Origin of the sequence: Variovorax boronicumulans (genome assembly GCF_029892485.1) — a bacterium.
Taxonomy (GTDB): domain Bacteria; phylum Pseudomonadota; class Gammaproteobacteria; order Burkholderiales; family Burkholderiaceae_C; genus Variovorax; species Variovorax boronicumulans_B.
Genome location: NZ_JARXVG010000007.1, coordinates 16638 through 33956, shown reverse-complemented (window position 1 = coordinate 33956; position 17319 = coordinate 16638). Strand labels below are relative to the sequence as shown.

Sequence of the window (17319 nt, the reverse complement as noted above, 5' to 3'; positions counted from 1 at the left end):
TTCATGACCGGCAAAGTTCGCACCCGCATCGCTCCGTCTCCCACCGGCTTCCTTCACCTGGGCACGGCCCGCACCGCGCTCTATTCGTGGGCCTACGCGCGTCACCATGGCGGCGAGTTCGTGCTGCGCATCGAGGACACCGACGTGGCCCGCTCCACGCAGGACTCGACCGACCAGATCCTCGCCTCGATGCACTGGCTCGGCCTGGACTACGACGAAGGCCCGATCTACCAGATGCAGCGTCTGGAGCGCTACCGCGAAGTCATCGCGCAGATGCTTGCTGCGGGCACGGCCTACCACTGCTACTGCACGCCAGCCGAGCTCGAAGAGATGCGCGAAGCGCAACGCGCGCGCGGCGAGAAGACGCTGTACGACCGCCGCTGGCGCCCCGAGCCGGGCAAGGTGCTGCCGCCCGTGCCCGAAGGCGTGCCGCCGGTGGTGCGCTTCTGCAATCCGCCCGAAGGCGACGTGACCTGGAACGACTTGGTGAAGGGCGAGATCACCATCAACAACCGCGAGATCGACGACTTGATCATCCTGCGGCCCGACGGTGTGCCCACCTACAACTTTGCGGTGGTGGTCGACGATTGGGACATGAACATCACGCACGTGTTCCGCGGCGACGAGCACATCAACAACACGCCGTGGCAGATCAACATCTTCCGCGCCCTAGGCGCACCGCTGCCCCAGTTCGGCCACGTGCCGGTGATCCTGGGCGACGACGGGCAGAAGCTCTCGAAGCGCCGCGGCGCGGTGAGCGTCACCGCCTACGAAGACAACGGCTATCTGCCCGAGGCGATGCTGAACTACCTCGCGCGCCTGGGCTGGAGCCATGGCGACGACGAGCTCTTCACGAGCGCGCAGATGGTGAGCTGGTTCGACGGTTCACACCTTTCCAAGAGCCCGGCGCAATGGGACGCGGCGAAGCTTGCGTGGGTCAACGCGCAGTACATCAAGGCCAAGGCCGATGCGCAACTCGCACCGCTGGTGGCCGCGCAGCTGAAGAAGCGCGGCATCGAGGCCGACGATCGGCTCGTCGCGATCTGCGCGCTCTTCAAGGACCGCTGTGAAACCACGGTCGCGCTGGCCGATTGGGCTGCGGCTTTCTATGCCGATGTCAGCCCGAGCGAGGCGGACCGCGCGCAGCATCTCAGCGATGCGGTGAAGCCGGCCATCGCCACGCTTGCAGATAAACTCGCAACCCTCTCGACGTGGGACAAGGCAGCGATCGCTGCGGCCATCAAGGAAACCCTGGCCGCGCATTCGCTGAAGATGCCCGCTTTGGCAATGCCGGTGCGTGTGCTCGTGATGGGAACGCCGCAGACGCCATCGGTCGATGCAGTGCTCGCCATCTTTTCTAAAGAAAAAGTGATCGAGCGTTTGAAAGAGGCCTGAAAACCGGTCTATAATTTGAGGCTCGACACCGACACAGGGTGATTCTGAAAAGAAGAACCTGAAGGTCAAAAGGGGGTATAGCTCAGCTGGGAGAGCGCTTGCATGGCATGCAAGAGGTCATCGGTTCGATCCCGTTTACCTCCACCATCAAAAGTGTCGAGAAGAAGATAAGTGCTGATCGCAGCACGGTTCCTAAGGTTTTGACCCTATCGTCTAGAGGCCTAGGACACCACCCTTTCACGGTGGCTACCGGGGTTCGAATCCCCGTAGGGTCGCCAGTTTCATGCAAGTGAAGCAGGCACAAGTCGTCAGCACTTGGCTCCGCAAGGAGTGAACGTTGTCTACCAGGAGTGGTAGTTCAGTTGGTTAGAATACCGGCCTGTCACGCCGGGGGTCGCGGGTTCGAGTCCCGTCCACTCCGCCAGTCAGAAGCCCCTGCAATTCAATGAGTTGCAGGGGCTTTTCACTTTCCGGGTCCGCCCCATATCGAGCGCGCCGATCCCGATCTCCCATCGCATCCAAAGCCATTCGAGCGCTGGTTTGGCGCCGCTGAAGCCTTCGCTAAATTCGAAGGTGAGGCCGCTTCTTGACGCAAGATGGAATGTGCGTTGTCTCTAAGACTCCGACAAAGAGCCTTCTGAAATAAGCAAGACAAAGTACGTGCGAACCCCCATCCAGCGGCACGGCTCCTGCTTCTAGACTTGCTCGCGAAACAGTCTTGTAGCAGGTGTCCGATGCAGCAAACAAAACACAGAATCGCCGTCATCCCGGGTGACGGCATCGGGGTCGAAGTGGTGCCCGAAGGGCTTCGCGTGCTTGAGGCCGTGAGCCGCAAGTTCGGCATCGAATTCAGCTTCGATCACTTCGACTGGGGCTCCGACCACTACGTGCGCCACGGGCTCATGATGCCCGCCGACTGGGACGACCGGATCAAGGGCCACGACGCCATCTACTTCGGCGCCGTCGGTGCGCCCGACAAGGTGCCTGACCACATCGCCGTGTGGGGCCTGCTGATCAAGATCCGCCGCGAGTTCGACCAGTACGTGAACCTGCGCCCCGTGCGCCTGATGCCCGGTGTGCCCGGGCCGCTCGCGCATCGCAAACCCGGCGACATCGACTTCCTCGTGGTGCGCGAAAACACCGAAGGCGAGTACACCTCGGTCGGCGGTCGCCTGTTCGAAGGCACGCCGCGCGAAATGGCGATCCAGGAGGCCGTGTTCACGCGCCACGGTGTGGACCGCATCCTCAAGTACGCCTACGAACTCGCGAGCAAGCGCCCGCGCAAGAACCTCGTCGCGGCCACCAAGTCGAACGGCATCTCGGTGACCATGCCGTATTGGGACGAGCGGCTGGCCGAGATGGCGAAGCGCTACCCCGACATCGCCACGAGCAAGTACCACATCGACATCCTGTGCGCGCACTTCGTGCAGCACCCCGACTGGTTCGACGTGGTCGTGGCCTCCAACCTCTTCGGCGACATCCTGTCCGACCTGGGCCCGGCGTGCACCGGCACCATCGGCATCGCGCCTTCCGCCAACCTGAACCCCGAGCGCGCGTTCCCGTCGCTGTTCGAGCCGGTGCACGGTTCCGCGCCCGACATCGCGGGCAAGGGCATCGCCAACCCCATCGGCCAGATCTGGTCGGCTGCACTGATGCTGGACCATCTGGGCAACGGCGATCCCGTGTACGCAGAGGCCTCGGGGGCCGTGCTCTCTGCCATCGAGACCGTGCTGAGCGAAGGTCCGCGCACCCGCGACATGGGCGGTACCGCGAACACCGTCGACGTCGGCCGCGCCATCGCCAGTTGCATCGCGTGAGCCGGCTCCGCATGAGGCATCGAGGCCGATAGATGGGACTTTTCCTGCTCAAGCGCATCCTGACGCTGATCGGCACGCTCATCGGCGCGTCGGTCATCGTGTTCCTGGTGCTGGAGATTCTTCCGGGCAACGCGGCGCAGATGCTGATGGGCCCCGACGCATCGCCCGACGCCGTTGCCGCCCTGGCCACCAAGCTCGGCCTCGACCAGCCTGCGTGGACGCGCTACTGGCACTGGATCGGCGGCATCCTCACCGGCAACCTCGGCGACAGCTACGCCTACGGCTCGCCGGTGCTCGACCTCATCCTCGAGCGCCTGGCGCTCACCGTGCCGCTGGCCGTGCTGGCGATGACCCTCACCACCGTGCTCGCGCTGATCGTCGGCGTGACGGCCGCCGCGCGCCACAACAAGATGGGCGACGTCGGCCTCATGGGCATGACGCAGGTGGGCATCGCGATACCGAATTTCTGGTTCGCGATCCTGCTGATCCTGGTGTTCTCGGTGAAGCTGCAGTGGTTCTCCGCGGGCGGCTTTGATGGGTGGGGCGAGGGCGTGCTCGGCGGCGTGAAGTCGCTGTTGTTGCCGGCGCTGTCGCTCGCGGTGGTGCAGGCCGCGATCCTCGCGCGCATCACGCGCTCGGCCGTGCTCGAGGTGATGCGCGAGGACTTCGTGCGCACCGCGCGCGCCAAGGGCGTGTCGCAGCGCGCCGTACTGTGGCTGCACGTGCTGCGCAACGCCATGATCCCCGTCATCACCGTGATGGGCATGCAGTTCTCCGAACTGCTCGCGGGCACCATCGTGATCGAGAACGTGTTCTACCTGCCGGGCCTCGGCCGATTGATCTTCCAGGCCATCAGCAACCGCGACCTGGTCGTGGTGCGCAACTGCGTGATGCTGCTTGCGGCGCTCGTGGTCATCGTGAACTTCGTGGTCGACGTGCTGTACGCCGTGATCGACCCGCGCATCAAGGCGAGCGACATATGAGCACCCTCGCCGCCCCCAGCGCAGCCGCGCTCACCGTGCCAGGCTTCTGGCGCCGCGCGGTGCACCACCGCAGCTTCGTCATCGGCGCCATCCTCGCGCTGCTGTTGCTCGTGGCCGCGCTCGTGTCGTTCGTGTGGACCCCGTGGTCGCCCTACGAGATGGACATGGCCCACAAGATGCAGGCACCCTCGGCCGCGCACTGGCTGGGCACTGACGCCTTTGGGCGCGACGTGGCCTCGCTGCTGCTCGTAGGGGCTCGGGCATCTATCCTCGTGGGCGTGATCGCGGTGGGCATCGGCCTTGTGGTCGGCACGGCGCTCGGCCTGCTGGCGGCTGCGCGGCGGGGCTGGGTCGAAGAAGCGATCATGCGTTTCGCCGATTTCTCGCTCGCGTTCCCGGCGATCCTCTCGGCGATCATGATGACGGCGGTGTTCGGCGCCGGCATCGTCAACGCCATCGTCGCCATCGGCATCTACAACATTCCCACCTTCGCGCGCATCACGCGCGCCTCGGCCAACGCGATCTGGTCGCGCGAGTACATCGCGGCGGCACGCGCATGTGGCAAGGGTTCGTTCTCGATCACGATGCAGCATGTGCTGCCGAATATTTCGGCGGTGCTGATCGTGCAGATCACCATCCGCTTCGCCATCGCGATCCTTGCAGAGGCCGCGCTGTCGTACCTCGGCCTGGGCACGCAGCCCCCTCAACCCTCGTGGGGCCGCATGCTCAGTGAAGCGCAGACGCTCATGTTCCAGCAGCCGCTGCTGGCGGTGTTCCCCGGCATGGCGATCGCGCTGGCGGTGCTGGGCCTCAACCTGCTCGGCGACGGCCTGCGCGACCTGCTCGACCCGCGCCTTGCACGAGCCCGCTGAACCATGCCATTACTCGAAGTCAACGACCTGCGCATCGGCCTGCAGACGCAGCGCGGCCCGGCCGAAGCGGTGCGCGGCATTTCCTTTTCGCTGGAGCGCGGCGAAACGCTGGGCATCGTGGGTGAGTCGGGCTGCGGCAAGTCGATCACGGTGATGTCGCTCATGGGCCTGTTGCCCTCGACCGCGAAGGTCGGCGGCAGCATCCGCCTCGATGGGCAAGAGCTCGTCGGCCTGCCCGAGAAGGCGATGTGCGGCATTCGCGGCAACCGCATCGGCATGATCTTCCAGGAGCCGATGACGGCGCTGAATCCGGTGCACACCATCGCACGCCAGGTCGGCGAGCCGCTGCGGCTGCACCGCGGCCTCTCCAAGGCTGAGGCGCGAAAAGAAGCGCTGGGGCTATTGGAGCGCGTCGGCATTCCCGATGCGGCATCGCGGCTCGATGCGTATCCGCACCAGTTCTCGGGCGGACAACGCCAGCGCATCGGCATCGCCATGGCGCTGGCCTGCGGGCCCGACCTGCTCATTGCCGACGAGCCCACCACCGCGCTCGACGTGACCATCCAGAAGCAGGTGCTGGACCTGATCCAGAGCCTGGTCGCAGAAATGGGCATGGCGCTGATCCTGATCTCGCACGACCTGGGCGTAATCGCCAACAGCGTGCAGCGCATGCTCGTGATGTACGGCGGCAGCATGGTCGAGAGCGGTCCGACGAAGGCCGTGTTCGCCGAGCGGGCGCATCCCTACACTCGCGGCTTGTTCGCGGCGCGGCCGGTACTCGGAGCGCCACGCACGGGGCGGCTGGCCACTATCCGCGGCAGCGTGCCCGAGTTGGTGGACCTGCCGCGTGGCTGCGCGTTCGCAGGGCGTTGCAGCTTCACGGCCGACATGTGCTACACGACAAAGCCGCCACTGGCGATGAAGCCGAGCGGCCATGCGGTGCGCTGCCTTCGCCTGGAAGAAATCGCGGCGCAAAGCGCTGTACCCGCATGAGCAAGTTCGCCACATCCCAGCCGCTGCTGGAGGTGACCGACCTCGTGCGGCACTACGACCTGCCGCGTGAAAAACTCTTTGCACCGCCGCCGACGGTCAAGGCACTCAACGGCGTGAGCTTCAAGGTCGAAGCCGGCCGCAGCCTCGGCATCGTCGGCGAATCGGGTTCGGGCAAGTCGACCATCGCGCGCCTCGTGATGGCGCTCGACACGCCGACTTCGGGCAGCGTGAAGCTGCTCGGGCGTGATCTGCACACATTGCCCAAGAGCGAGCTGCGCACCGCACGCCGTGACTTCCAGATGGTCTTTCAGGACCCGTACGGCTCACTCGATCCGCGCCAGACCGTTGCGCGCATCGTCGCCGAGCCGCTCGAAGCATTGGCCGAAGCATCGCGCAAGGAACAGCGCGAGCGTGCCGCCGAATCGCTGGCCGCCGTCGGCCTGCGTACCACCGACATGGACAAGTACCCGCACGAGTTCTCGGGTGGGCAAAGACAGCGCATCGCCATCGCCCGCGCGCTCATCACGCGCCCCAAGCTCATCGTCGCCGACGAACCCGTCAGCGCGCTCGATGTGTCCGTGCAGGCCCAGGTACTCAACCTCATGCAGGACCTGCAGCAGCAGTTCGGCATCAGCTACCTGTTGATCAGCCACGACCTCGCGGTGGTCAACCACCTGTGCGACGACGTCGCCGTGGTCTTCAAGGGCCAGATCGTGGAGCAGGGCGCACCGGGCCACCTGTTCCGCCATGCGCAGCACCCCTACACGCGGACCTTGCTGTCCGCCGTTCTGCAGACACCCGCGGGTTAGGCCGCCGGGCGTCAGATCCCTTACTTCCAGGAGATATCGAATGTTGAAGCGACGCACCCTCATGGGCACCGCCATGGCCGCGGTAATCCCAGGCGCCTTCCTCCCGCTGGCGCAGGCGCAGACCGGCAAGAACATGCTGAGCATCGGCATGCCGCTGGAGCCGCCGGGCCTGGACCCGACCGCGGGCGCTGCGTCGGCGATTGCCGAGATCACGCAATACAACATCTTCGAGACGCTCACCAAGGTCAACGCCGACGGCTCGGTCACGCCGATGCTCGCCGAGAGCTGGTCGTCGTCGCCCGACATGAAGACCTTCGTCTTCAAGCTGCGCCGCGGCGTACGCTTCGAGAACGGGCAGCCCTTCAACGCCGGCACGGTCAAGTTCTCGTTCGACCGCGCGGGCGGCGCCAAGAGCACGAACAAGGACAAGCGCTTCTTCAGCGAGATCGGCACCGTGGTGCTCGACGAGTACACGGTGGGCGTCAACAGCGCGCTGTCGAACCCTGACCTGCCGTTCATGCTGGGCCAGTCCACCGCCTGCATCGTCGAGCCCAAGAGCGCCGAGACCAACGCGACCGCGCCCGTGGGCACCGGCCCGTACAAGCTGGCCGCATGGCAGCGCGGCGCCTCGTGCACGCTGGTGAAGTCGCCGACCTACCGCGACCCGAATCTCGCGAAGGTGGAGAAGTTCGTCTTCCGCTTCATGTCCGACACCGCCGCACAGACCGCGGCGCTGATGGCGAACGACATCGACATCTTCCCGCGCGCCGGCACCCGTTCGGTGGCGCAGTTCAAGGGCAACCCGCGCTTCCAGGTGCTGGAGGTCGGCACGCGCGGCAAGGTGATCCTCACCATCAACAACCGCAAGAAGCCGCTCGACGACGTGCGCGTGCGCCGCGCGATCCTGGCGGCGCTGGACCGCAACACGATCATCCAGGGCGCGGCCGACGGCTTCGGCAAGCCCATCGGCAGCCACTACGCGATGGGCGCGCCGGGCTTCATCGACACGACCGCGATGAACCCCTACGACGTCGAGAAGGCCAAGCGCCTGCTCGCCGAAGCCGGCGTGAAGACGCCGCTCGAACTGCGCCTGACGCTGCCGCCGCCTTCGTATGCACGGCAGGGCGGCGAGATGATCGCTGCGCAATTGGCGCAGATCGGCATCAACGTGAAGATCCAGAACGTCGAGTGGGCGCAGTGGCTGAGCGGCACCTTCGGCGGCGCGCACGACTTCGATCTGACGATGGTCGCGCACGTCGAGCCCTTCGACCTGGTGAAGTACACCGAGCCGGACTACTACTGGGGCTACGACTCGAAGAAGTTCCGCGACACGTTCATCGCGATCCAGAACGAAGAGAACAAGAAGCGCCGCGCCGACCTGCTGGCCGAGGCGCAGCGCCAACTGGCGACCGACGCGGTCAACGGTTTTCTCTACCAGGCGGTGTTTCCCACCATCGCGCGCAAGGAGGTCAAGGGCCTGTGGGCCAGCATGCCGATCGTGGTGAACGATCTGGTCGCCATTTCCTGGAGCTGATGCGATGACCAAGCCTTTGTATTCGCTGAGTGCGGCCGAGATGGTCGCGGCCTACCGCACAAGGAGCTCTCGCCGGTCGAGGTGACCCGCGCGGTCAATGCGCGTATCGAGGCGCTGGAGCCGAAGCTGCATGCGACCTGGCTCTTCCGCCCCGAGTTCGCGCTGGAACAGGCGCGCGCGTCGGAAGCGCGCTGGCTGGCCGGCGCGCCGCGCGGCGCGCTCGATGGCGTGCCCGTGACCATCAAGGACAACCTCGCGACGGCCGGCGACCCGATGCCGCTGGGCACCGCGGCCTACGACCTCGTGCCGGTGCCGGAGGATTCCCCGCCGGCCGCGCGCCTCAAGGAAGACGGCACCGTGCTCGTCGCCAAGACCACGATGCCCGACGTCGGCATGCTGTCGTCCGGCCTCTCGACCTTTCATGAACTCTCGCGCAATCCGTGGGACCTGTCGCGCACGCCCGGCGGATCCAGCGCGGGGGCAGGTGCGGCCGCTGCCGCGGGCTACGGTCCGCTGCATGCGGGCACCGACATCGGCGGATCGCTGCGCCTGCCGGCGAGCTGGTGCGGCATCTTCACGCTCAAGCCCAGCTTCGGCCGCATTCCGCTGAGCACGCCCTACATGGGCCGCTGCGCCGGACCGATGACACGCACCGTGGAAGACGCTGCGCTGATGATGCAGTCCGTCGCGCAGCCGGACAGCCGCGACTACTCCGAGCTCCCGCCGCCCGTCATCGACTGGCTGGCCTTCGACGTCGATGCCTCCTTCCTCGCGGGCAAGCGCGTAGGCCTCCTGATGGACGCGGGCTGCGGCCTGCCGCTCGATCCGCAGATCCGCGATGCGGTGCTCAATGCCGCGAAGAAGATCGAAGCAGCCGGCGCACACGTCGAGGACATGAAGCCCTTCATGACGCCGAAGATGCTGCAGGGCATGGACCACTTCTGGCGCATGCGCTCGTTGACCGACCTGCGCGCCATGGCGCCCGAGCGCCGCGCGAAGATGCTGCCCTACATCGACACCTGGGCCGAAAGCGCGGCGGGCTTTTCGGGCGAGCACATCTTCGACGCCTACAGCCAGTTCGTCGCCACGCGCGCCGCCACCATCGCGGCGACCGTGCGCTTCGACTTCGTGATCTCACCGGTGTCGCCGAACATGCCCGCGCCTGCGGAGCACGCCTCCCCGACGAACGACCCGCTGCGCTCGCTGGAGCACATCGGCTTCACGGTGCCCTACAACATGTCGGAGCAGCCGGCCTCGTCGGTCAACTGCGGCTACTCCGATGCGGGCCTGCCCATCGGCCTGCAGGTGGCGGGACGGCGTTTCGACGACTTGGGCGTGCTGCAGTTCAGCCGTGCCTTCGAGCTGATCCGCGATGCGCAGAAGCCCTGGCCCGAACCCCAGTGAACACCATCCAAAGAGAGACCAGATGACAGCAGCCACCCACTACATCGACGGCGAACGCGTGGCCTCGCGGGGCCTGGAGACCATCGCCGTGATTGACCCGAGCGACGGCCAGCGCTTCGGCGAGATCGCACGCGGCAACGCTGCGGATGTGGACGCCGCGGTCCGTGCGGCCCGCCGCGCCATGGGCGAGAACTTCGACGGCCCCTGGGGCGCGATGACTGCGCTCGAACGCGGCCGCCTGCTCGCGAAACTCGGCGCCACGGTGATGCAGCACCACGAGGAGCTCGCACAGCTCGAAGCCCGAGACACCGGAAAGGCGCTGCGCGTGGCACGCAACGACGCCACGGCGCTCGCGCGCTACTTCGAGTACTACGCCGGCGCCTGCGACAAGCTGCACGGCGACACGCTGCCCTACGAGCGCGGCTACACGGTGCTGACCGTGCGCATGCCGCACGGCGTGACCGGGCACATCATTCCCTGGAACTACCCGATGCAGATCGCGGGCCGCAGCGTGGGCGCATCGCTCGCGGCGGGCAACGCCTGCGTGGTCAAGCCGGCCGAGGACGCGAGCCTCTCGCTGCTGCGCCTCGCGGAGATCGCGACCGAGGTGGGCTTTCCCGCCGGTGCGTTGAACGTGGTGACGGGCTATGGCAAGGAAGCGGGCGCGGCGCTGTGTGCGCATCCGGGCATCGATCACATCTCGTTCACGGGTTCGACCGTCACCGGCCGCAGCGTCGGCCTCGCTGCGGCCGAGCGGCATTGCCCCGTCACGCTGGAGCTGGGTGGCAAGTCGCCGCAACTCGTGTTCGCCGATGCGGACTTGGATGCGGCCGTGCCCGTGCTGCTGAACGCGATCATCCAGAACGCCGGCCAGACCTGTTCGGCCGGAAGCCGCGTACTGGTCGAGCAGTCGGTGTACGAAGAGGTGGTGAAGCGGTTGGCCGAGCGCTTCTCGGCTGTGCGCTCGGGCCCGCCGGCCGACGACCTCGACATGGGCCCGCTCATCAACGAGAAGCAGTTCCGCCAGGTGCGCGACATGGTCGCGACCGCCGAGGCCAACGGTCTGAAGGTGGCGGCGCGCGGCACGGTGTCGCCGAACGCATCGGCCAGCGGCTACTACCAGGAGGCCGTGCTGTTCCGCGACGTGCCCGCCGACAGCGAGCTCGCGCAGCGCGAAGTCTTCGGCCCCGTGCTGGCCGTGATGCCCTTCGCCGACGAGGCCGAGGCGATCAAGCTGGCCAACGGCACCGACTTCGGCTTGGTGGCCGGCATCTGGACCCGCGACGGCGCCCGGCAACTGCGCGTGGCGAACAAGCTGCACTGTGGCCAGGTCTTCATCAACAACTACGGCGCGGCGGGCGGCGTCGAGTTGCCGTTCGGCGGCGTCAAGTCGAGTGGCTTCGGCCGCGAGAAGGGTTTCGAAGCCCTGCTAGGCTTCACGACCCTCAAGACCATCGCCATCAAACACGGATGAATGAACCCATGAACACGAACGCACAAGAAGCACAAGCGCCCAGCCGCGTCGGCCTGGTCGGCGTCGGCTTGATGGGCAGCGGCATCGCGCAGAACATCGTCAAGCACGGCCACAAGCTGACCATCCTCGATCACCCCGGCAACCAGCCCGTCGACGCGCTGCTCGCGGCCGGCGCCACGGCGGTTTCCGATGTGACGGCACTGGCCTCGGAAGTCGATGTGCTGATCCTCTGCGTCACCGGCACGCCGCAGGTCGAGGCTGTGATGCTCGGTGACAAGGGCGCGCTCACCAGCCTGCGGCCCGGCACCGTGGTGATCGATTGCTCGACCGCCGTGCCCGACTCCACCACCAAGGTCGCACAAGCGGTGCTGGCCAAGGGCGGCAGGTTCCTCGATGCGCCGATGACGCGCACCGCCAAGGAGGCCGCCGAAGGCCGGCTCAACCTGCTGGTCGGCGGCGATGCCGAGGTGCTGGCCTCGTGCCTGCCGCTGCTGCGTTGCTTTGCCGAGAACATCACGCACGTCGGCGGCATTGGCGCGGGCCATGCGATGAAGCTCTTGCACAACTTCGTGTCGCTGGGCACCGTCGCGCTGCTGTGCGAAGCGGCTGCCTGCGCAGAGCGCGCGGGCGTGGCACCCGATGTGTTCGTCGATGTGCTCGCCAAGGGCGGCGGCAATGGCGTGGCGCTGGAACGCGTCAAACCGAAGCTGCTGACGGGCAGCACCGATTCGCTGAAGTTCTCGATGGCGAACGCCAAGAAGGACCTGGGCTACTACAACGACATGGCGCAGCAGTCGTCTGCCAGCCATGGCATCGCGCAGGCCGTCGAGAAGCTGCTGACCCACGGCATCGACACCTTCGGCCCCGACCGCATGGTGCTCGACCTGGTGGAAGCGCTGAAGAAGTAAGAGCGCTCTCTTGCGCTACGGCACGTAGCGCGAGAGCAGGTGATCGACCAGGCGGCGCTGCGGAAAGGTCAGCGTCTCCTGCCGCGTGCAGATGTACATGCGGCGCGATGCCCACGTGTCGGAAAGATTCAGGAAGCGCAGGCCCATCTCCTTGCGGTAGGTGGCCGCCGCGCCCTCGGGCAGGATGCCGACGCCCATGCCGGCCTCGATCATCCGGCACACCGCCTCGAAGCTCTTGACCTTCACGCGCAGGCGCAGCACCTTGCGCGCGGCGACCGCCGCATCTTCGATGGTGCGGGCGATGGCCGAGTCGTTCTCGAGGCCCACGAAATCGAAGTCGAGCAGTTCCGCGAAAGACACCTCGCGGTTGCGGTACGGGTGCTTGTTGTGGACGATGGCCACCAGCCTGTCCATGCGGTACGGAATGAAGTTGAGCGTGGTGTCCGCGGTCTCGCCGGTGATCACGCCGACATCGGCATGCTTGTCGCGGATGGCTTGCACGATCCACACGCTGCGGTGCTCTTCCACGTCGACGCGGATTTCCGGATAGCTCCTGCGGAAGCTCGCCACGTCGTCGGGCAGGAACTGCCCCATGGCCGATGCATTGGCCTGCAGCCGCACGCGGCCGGTGGCGCCCTGCGCGTAGTCCGAGAGATCGGCCCGCATGCGGTCGACGTCGCGCAGGATCAGCCTGGCATGGATGGCCAGCGACTCGCCCGCGCCGGTCACCGTCACGCCCTTGGACGTGCGCTGGAAGAGCGGCACGCCGAACTCGGTCTCGAGCATGCGGATGCGCCGGCTTGCGGCCGACAGCACGAGGTGATGTTCCTCGGCCGCCTTCGACAGGCTGCCGGATTCGAGGGCGCTCAAAAAGAGCGCGAGGGAGTCGAGGTCGGGCCGCATGAATCCGTTCAGCGCAGGACGATGAACCCGGCTGGCGAGGCAGTCTGCAAGCTGCAGCGCGGCGTTGTTCCGCGGGCGGGTACGGGTTCGGGGGGCATCGAATCAGTCTACATGCGGCGGCCGGATTTCTCCCACTGCGAACCGCCTCGCAGGTGCGCTGCCTGACTTCGCGTAGGCGGTATTCCCACGCCGGATTTTTCGTGTTTTTGCCGCCTTAGCATGGCGCGATCTGCCGCTGCAGGCAGAGAGCTTTCCTGTCGATCCATGTTCTTTTTGCAAAGAAATCCATCATGAACACCATGAACCTCCGCACCCTCGCGCTCTCGTCTGTCGTTGCAGCGTGCAGCCTTGCCTTCGTCGGATGCACCACGACGCGTCCGCAGGCCCAGGGCAGCAACGCGACCTCGCGCACGTCCATCGACGCGCAGGTCGATGCATCGTTGTCCAAGCTGTATGACTCGGTGAAGGGCTCGCGCGAACTGGTGGCCAAGTCGAGCGGCGTGCTGGTGTTCCCGGCGGTGGTCGGGGCCAGCCTTGGCGTCGGTGCCGAATACGGGCGCGGCGCGTTGCGCGTGAATGGCCGCACGCAGTCCTACTACAGCACCACCGCGGGCTCGGTGGGCTTCCAGGCCGGTGCGCAGTCGAAGGCCGTGATCTACCTGTTCACCACGCAGGCGGCGCTCGACAAGTTCCGCAACAGCAGGGGCTGGACGGCCGGCGCGGATGCCACGGTGGCGCTGGCCACCATCGGCGCCAACGGCAATGTAGACACCAACACGATCCGGCAGCCGGTGGTCGGTTTCGTGCTGACCAATGTGGGCCTGGAAGCCGGGGTCTCGCTGTCCGGCGCGAAGATCACCGAGATCCAGCTGTAAGGCGAGCGACGCGGGGCCCGCGCCCCGCCGTCAGTCGGCCAGTTGCGCCGCCAGTTGTGCCTGCAGGTCGGCGACCTGCAGGCGCAGGGCGGCGTTTTCGCGCGTGAGTTCCGCCACGCGCTGCTCCAGTGCTTCGACCGCATCGGGCCTGGTCGCCTGGTCGTCCGATGCGGATTCCGGAGATTCTTCGCGCGGCTTGCGCTTGGCCTCGCGCACGCGCTTGGCAGCCTGCTTGAGCTCGTCCTTGCCGGCGTTCGCTGCGGTGACCTGTTCTTCCGCAGGGAGGCTGGCCACGGCGGCCGCGGTGTTGATCGAAATCACACCCGACTTCACGGCGGCCACCAGTTCGGGCGCGGCCTGCTTCTGGATCTTCTCGATCATCACGACCTGGCTGCTGCTCAGGCGCGCGGCCTTGGCGATGGATTCGCGGCTGTTCAGCGGGGCAGGCGGGGGCAGGGCGATGTCGGCCGGGGATTCGCCGGCGGTCGTGTCGACATCGAAAGGCGGCTCTTCCGACGACGGTGTTTCCGACGACGCGCGTGAGCGCTGCTCGTCGACGATGACTTTCTTTCGGAGCGCCAGCACGCCGCGCTGGTAGTCCGAGATGCTGCGCCGGCCGAGGTGCTGGTCGATCATCCAGAGGTGCACGTCCTCCATCGTCTTGAAGCGCGTGTTCTGCACCGTCTGGAACGGCAGCCCGTGCTTCTGGCAGATGCCGTAACGGTTGTGGCCGTCCACCAGCACGTCGCCCCACAGCACCAGCGCGTCGCGGCAGCCCTCGGTGAGGATGCTGCGTTCCAGCGCCGCGTATTCCTCCGGAGACATGGGATCGATATAGGCTTTGAGTTCTTCGTTGACGACGATGTTCATGAGGGAGGGATCGGGGAAAGGGGCGAGATTCTAGATGCGCGCGTCGTGCGGACTTCCATCTGGCGCTCCCATTGCAGTGGCGCTGTCTCGCGGCACACGATGTGCGCATCGACGGAGCTGCACAGCGCCACCATGTGGTCGGGCGTGGGCTCCAACTGCTGGAAGTGCCATGCGGCATTGCCGTGCGGATCGGCGAGCGCGAATCCGATGCCCTCCGGGCTGTCGAGCGCAAAGGCGAAGCTGTCGAGCGGTATCTGCAAGCCCATGCCGCGCGCCTTGATGTAGCTTTCCTTCAGCGTCCAGAGCTCGAAGAAGCGATGTGGCTGCGAAGCGGCGGGCAACGCTGCCAGCGACTTGGCCTCGGAAGGGGCGAAGAAATGATCGACGGCCTCGAGCACGGCGGAGCGGCGGATGTTCTCGACATCGACGCCCAGTTCGATGCCGCGGGCAATCGCCAGCACGATGAGGCCGGCGGTGTGGCTCAGGTTGAAGTCCAGGCCACGGATCTCTTCGAGCGCCGGGCCATCGATGCGGGGGCGGCCGAAGGGCCCGCTGGCGAAGCGCCAGTCTTGCGGCGCGATCGGCGCATAGCGCGACAGGACCGAGCGCACAAGCAGCCGGGTCAGCAGGTAGCGATGCCGGTCGCGTGCGAAGTGGAACCTGTCTTTTTGCTGCAGCTCTTGCGGCGTCAGCAGCGCGCGGTAGGTCGCTTCGAGGGCGGGGTCGCCGGACTCGCCGCGCGGGCAAAACCACAGATGGATGTCGCCCGCGGGCAGAGGGAGAAGAAGAGGGGCGGCGCGATGCATGGTGGGCGGCAACGCTTCGTCGCAATTGTTTTCAGAGTGTTTGCACGAAGCGAAGTGGGCTATTATCGCGACCCCCTGTGCCGGGTTCCGCCTTCTCTTGCGGATCGCCTGGCCATCTGGTCCGCTGCGGCGGATTTCCTCGGGGCCCCTCATGTCGTTTGTTTGAGTGTCGATCCGGCAGGGTCATGGAAATGCCTCAAAATCCGCCTATAAATAGCAATGATTCTTATTTCGATTTGTGCATCGAAAGTAGTAAATCAAACCCGCGGCCCGTCTCGGCTCGCACATCGGAACTGGTGGAAGAGGTGCTGAACATGCCGTTGCCGCATTCATTCGAGCCTTCGCTCGCAGAGGTTTTCATCGCCCATCGGGCGCAGCTCTGGCGCGTCGCCCGGAAGATCGTCAACACGGCGGACCTGGCCGACGACGTCTTGCAGGATGCCTACCTGAAGATCGCCGACGGCCCCTGCGTCCGCCAGGCCGAGCGTCCCATCGGCTATTGCTGCCAGGTGGTGCGCAACATGGCGCTGGACTACTGCCGCCGCCACCGCGTCGAAGCGAGCTACCGCACCTTCGACGTGGACGTGGAACTGCTCGACATGCCGACGACCGCCTCGACCCCCGACCGAATGATGTGCGAGCGCCAGGTGATCACCGCCATCGACAAGGTCCTCGCCGGACTCTCTCCGCGCACGCGCCTGGTGTTCGAACTCTACCGACTCGAAGGCCTCACGCAGCGGGAGATCGCGGCGCGCCTCGGTTGTGCGTTGGGCCTCGTGAACGGACTGATCGCCGAAGCCGCCAACGCGATCAAGTCGTGCGGCCACCTGCTGCTCGAGGGCGACGCGCGCTAGCTGCAGCGTCCGCGCGGCGGGATTGCGCCTATTTCCCGCGAGAATGCGCGCTGGACCGGCCGGGTTCGTTCAACTTCCGGCCTCGACGGACAACGCGGACAGCTTCACGAATGACACAGGAAACGGGCGATCCCATCTGGAACACCGCATGGGACTGGGTGCAGCGCGAGCACGACAGCGAAAGCTTCGACGACGCCGCACGCGCTGAAATGACGGCCTGGCTGCTCGCCGAGCCTGCGCACCGCCGGGCCTACGACAAGGCCGCCCGACTCTGGCTCCTCGCGGGGTTCGTCCCGCCGGTCAACGACTTCGACGGCGATCTGCCGGACGACGACACCGAGCCTCGCGCCGGCAAGTAGACCCACACCCCACAGCGAACGCGCCTGTGTGCTGCGCGTTCCGATCCGGCGCCCCCCTGCGGCGCCGATCGCGCAGCCGCGTCCTCCCGCCGTGAAAAATGAACAGATCGATCTCTGAAGCGTCCTCTTGGCAGGGGCGCCGCGATCCGACCTGATCCCAGGACCGGCCATCGCGCGCTTCTTTCTGTTCAATCACACAAGGATGCGCCGATGTCGACGAGCTGCTTTGACCGCGAAGACGAGACCTTCATCGTTCTGGTCAATCACGAAGACCAGTACTCCATCTGGCCTCACTGGAAGGCCGTTCCCGGCGGATGGGCCGCCATCGAGGGCGTGCGGGGCGACAAGACGACAGTTCTTGCCTACGTCGAGAGCCACTGGACCGACATGCGCCCCCGATCGCTGCGCGACTGGATGCAGCAGGCAGGTGAAAAGGCCGCGGGGAGCGCGGCCGGTTGATGGT

The 17319-nt window shown here is 66.3% G+C and carries 16 protein-coding genes, 3 tRNA genes and 1 pseudogene; 17 read left to right on the top strand and 3 right to left on the bottom strand.

Annotated features, from left to right (window positions below):
- Window positions 1–3: 3 nt before the first annotated feature.
- From gltX to M2282_RS17520, 13 genes and pseudogenes are all read left to right on the top strand, one after another.
- Window positions 4–1395, top strand: a complete 1392-nt coding sequence (gene gltX, locus M2282_RS17580; protein WP_280810070.1) for a glutamate--tRNA ligase — start codon at window positions 4–6, stop codon at window positions 1393–1395.
- A gap of 71 nt (window positions 1396–1466) precedes the next feature.
- Window positions 1467–1542: transfer RNA gene (locus tag M2282_RS17575), tRNA-Ala, on the top strand.
- Between the two features lie 55 nt (window positions 1543–1597).
- Window positions 1598–1673 (top strand) — tRNA-Glu (locus tag M2282_RS17570).
- A 69-nt stretch (window positions 1674–1742) separates the two neighbouring features.
- Window positions 1743–1819: transfer RNA gene (locus M2282_RS17565), tRNA-Asp, on the top strand.
- Between the two features lie 310 nt (window positions 1820–2129).
- On the top strand, window positions 2130–3212 hold the full coding sequence (locus tag M2282_RS17560; protein WP_280810069.1) for a tartrate dehydrogenase: 1083 nt from the start codon (window positions 2130–2132) through the stop codon (window positions 3210–3212).
- Between the two features lie 32 nt (window positions 3213–3244).
- Window positions 3245–4195, top strand: coding sequence for an ABC transporter permease (locus M2282_RS17555; RefSeq protein WP_280810068.1), 951 nt, complete (start codon window positions 3245–3247; stop codon window positions 4193–4195).
- Window positions 4192–5067: an ABC transporter permease gene (locus M2282_RS17550; protein ID WP_280810067.1), complete on the top strand. Its 876-nt coding sequence runs from the start codon at window positions 4192–4194 to the stop codon at window positions 5065–5067. The genes M2282_RS17555 and M2282_RS17550 overlap by 4 nt, the downstream gene beginning before the upstream one ends.
- Window positions 5068–5070: 3 nt before the next feature.
- Entirely contained in the window at window positions 5071–6060 is a 990-nt protein-coding gene (locus M2282_RS17545; protein WP_280810066.1) for an ABC transporter ATP-binding protein, read from the top strand.
- Window positions 6057–6869, top strand: a complete 813-nt coding sequence (locus M2282_RS17540; protein WP_280810065.1) for an ATP-binding cassette domain-containing protein — start codon at window positions 6057–6059, stop codon at window positions 6867–6869. Before M2282_RS17545 ends, M2282_RS17540 begins: the two co-directional genes overlap by 4 nt.
- 40 nt (window positions 6870–6909) lie before the next feature.
- A complete protein-coding gene (locus M2282_RS17535; protein WP_280810064.1) occupies window positions 6910–8403 on the top strand; it encodes an ABC transporter substrate-binding protein in 1494 nt (497 codons plus the stop codon).
- Between the two features lie 4 nt (window positions 8404–8407).
- Window positions 8408–9807, top strand: a pseudogene (locus tag M2282_RS17530) (amidase).
- A 22-nt stretch (window positions 9808–9829) separates the two neighbouring features.
- Window positions 9830–11281 carry an aldehyde dehydrogenase family protein gene (locus M2282_RS17525; protein ID WP_280810063.1) on the top strand — a complete coding sequence of 484 codons (1452 nt, stop codon included), beginning with the start codon at window positions 9830–9832 and terminating at the stop codon, window positions 11279–11281.
- A gap of 8 nt (window positions 11282–11289) precedes the next feature.
- A complete protein-coding gene (locus tag M2282_RS17520; protein WP_280810062.1) occupies window positions 11290–12189 on the top strand; it encodes an NAD(P)-dependent oxidoreductase in 900 nt (299 codons plus the stop codon).
- A gap of 15 nt (window positions 12190–12204) precedes the next feature.
- Here the strand turns inward: M2282_RS17520 and M2282_RS17515 are convergent, their stop codons facing one another.
- A complete protein-coding gene (locus M2282_RS17515; RefSeq protein WP_280810061.1) occupies window positions 12205–13092 on the bottom strand; it encodes a LysR family transcriptional regulator in 888 nt (295 codons plus the stop codon).
- A gap of 290 nt (window positions 13093–13382) precedes the next feature.
- On the opposite strand from M2282_RS17515, the gene M2282_RS17510 reads away from it, so the two are divergent.
- Complete coding sequence (locus M2282_RS17510; protein WP_280810060.1) at window positions 13383–13967, top strand: BPSL1445 family SYLF domain-containing lipoprotein; 585 nt, start codon at window positions 13383–13385, stop codon at window positions 13965–13967.
- Window positions 13968–13997: 30 nt separating this feature from the next.
- On the opposite strand, the gene M2282_RS17505 is transcribed toward M2282_RS17510, so the two are convergent.
- Together M2282_RS17505 and M2282_RS17500 are read right to left on the bottom strand one after the other, a co-directional pair.
- Entirely contained in the window at window positions 13998–14837 is an 840-nt protein-coding gene (locus M2282_RS17505; protein ID WP_280810059.1) for a plasmid replication/partition related protein, read from the bottom strand.
- Window positions 14834–15643 carry a 4'-phosphopantetheinyl transferase family protein gene (locus M2282_RS17500; RefSeq protein ID WP_280810058.1) on the bottom strand — a complete coding sequence of 270 codons (810 nt, stop codon included), beginning with the start codon at window positions 15641–15643 and terminating at the stop codon, window positions 14834–14836. Before M2282_RS17500 ends, M2282_RS17505 begins: the two co-directional genes overlap by 4 nt.
- Before the next feature lie 314 nt (window positions 15644–15957).
- Here M2282_RS17500 and M2282_RS17495 point away from each other — a divergent pair, with 314 nt between their 5' ends.
- The 3 genes from M2282_RS17495 (at window position 15958) to M2282_RS17485 (ending at window position 17315) form a co-directional block, all read left to right on the top strand.
- Window positions 15958–16497 carry a sigma-70 family RNA polymerase sigma factor gene (locus tag M2282_RS17495; RefSeq protein ID WP_280810057.1) on the top strand — a complete coding sequence of 180 codons (540 nt, stop codon included), beginning with the start codon at window positions 15958–15960 and terminating at the stop codon, window positions 16495–16497.
- Window positions 16498–16607: 110 nt separating this feature from the next.
- Window positions 16608–16856: a FecR/PupR family sigma factor regulator gene (locus M2282_RS17490; protein ID WP_280810056.1), complete on the top strand. Its 249-nt coding sequence runs from the start codon at window positions 16608–16610 to the stop codon at window positions 16854–16856.
- Between the two features lie 210 nt (window positions 16857–17066).
- Window positions 17067–17315, top strand: coding sequence for an MbtH family protein (locus M2282_RS17485; RefSeq protein ID WP_280810055.1), 249 nt, complete (start codon window positions 17067–17069; stop codon window positions 17313–17315).
- Window positions 17316–17319 lie beyond the last annotated feature (4 nt).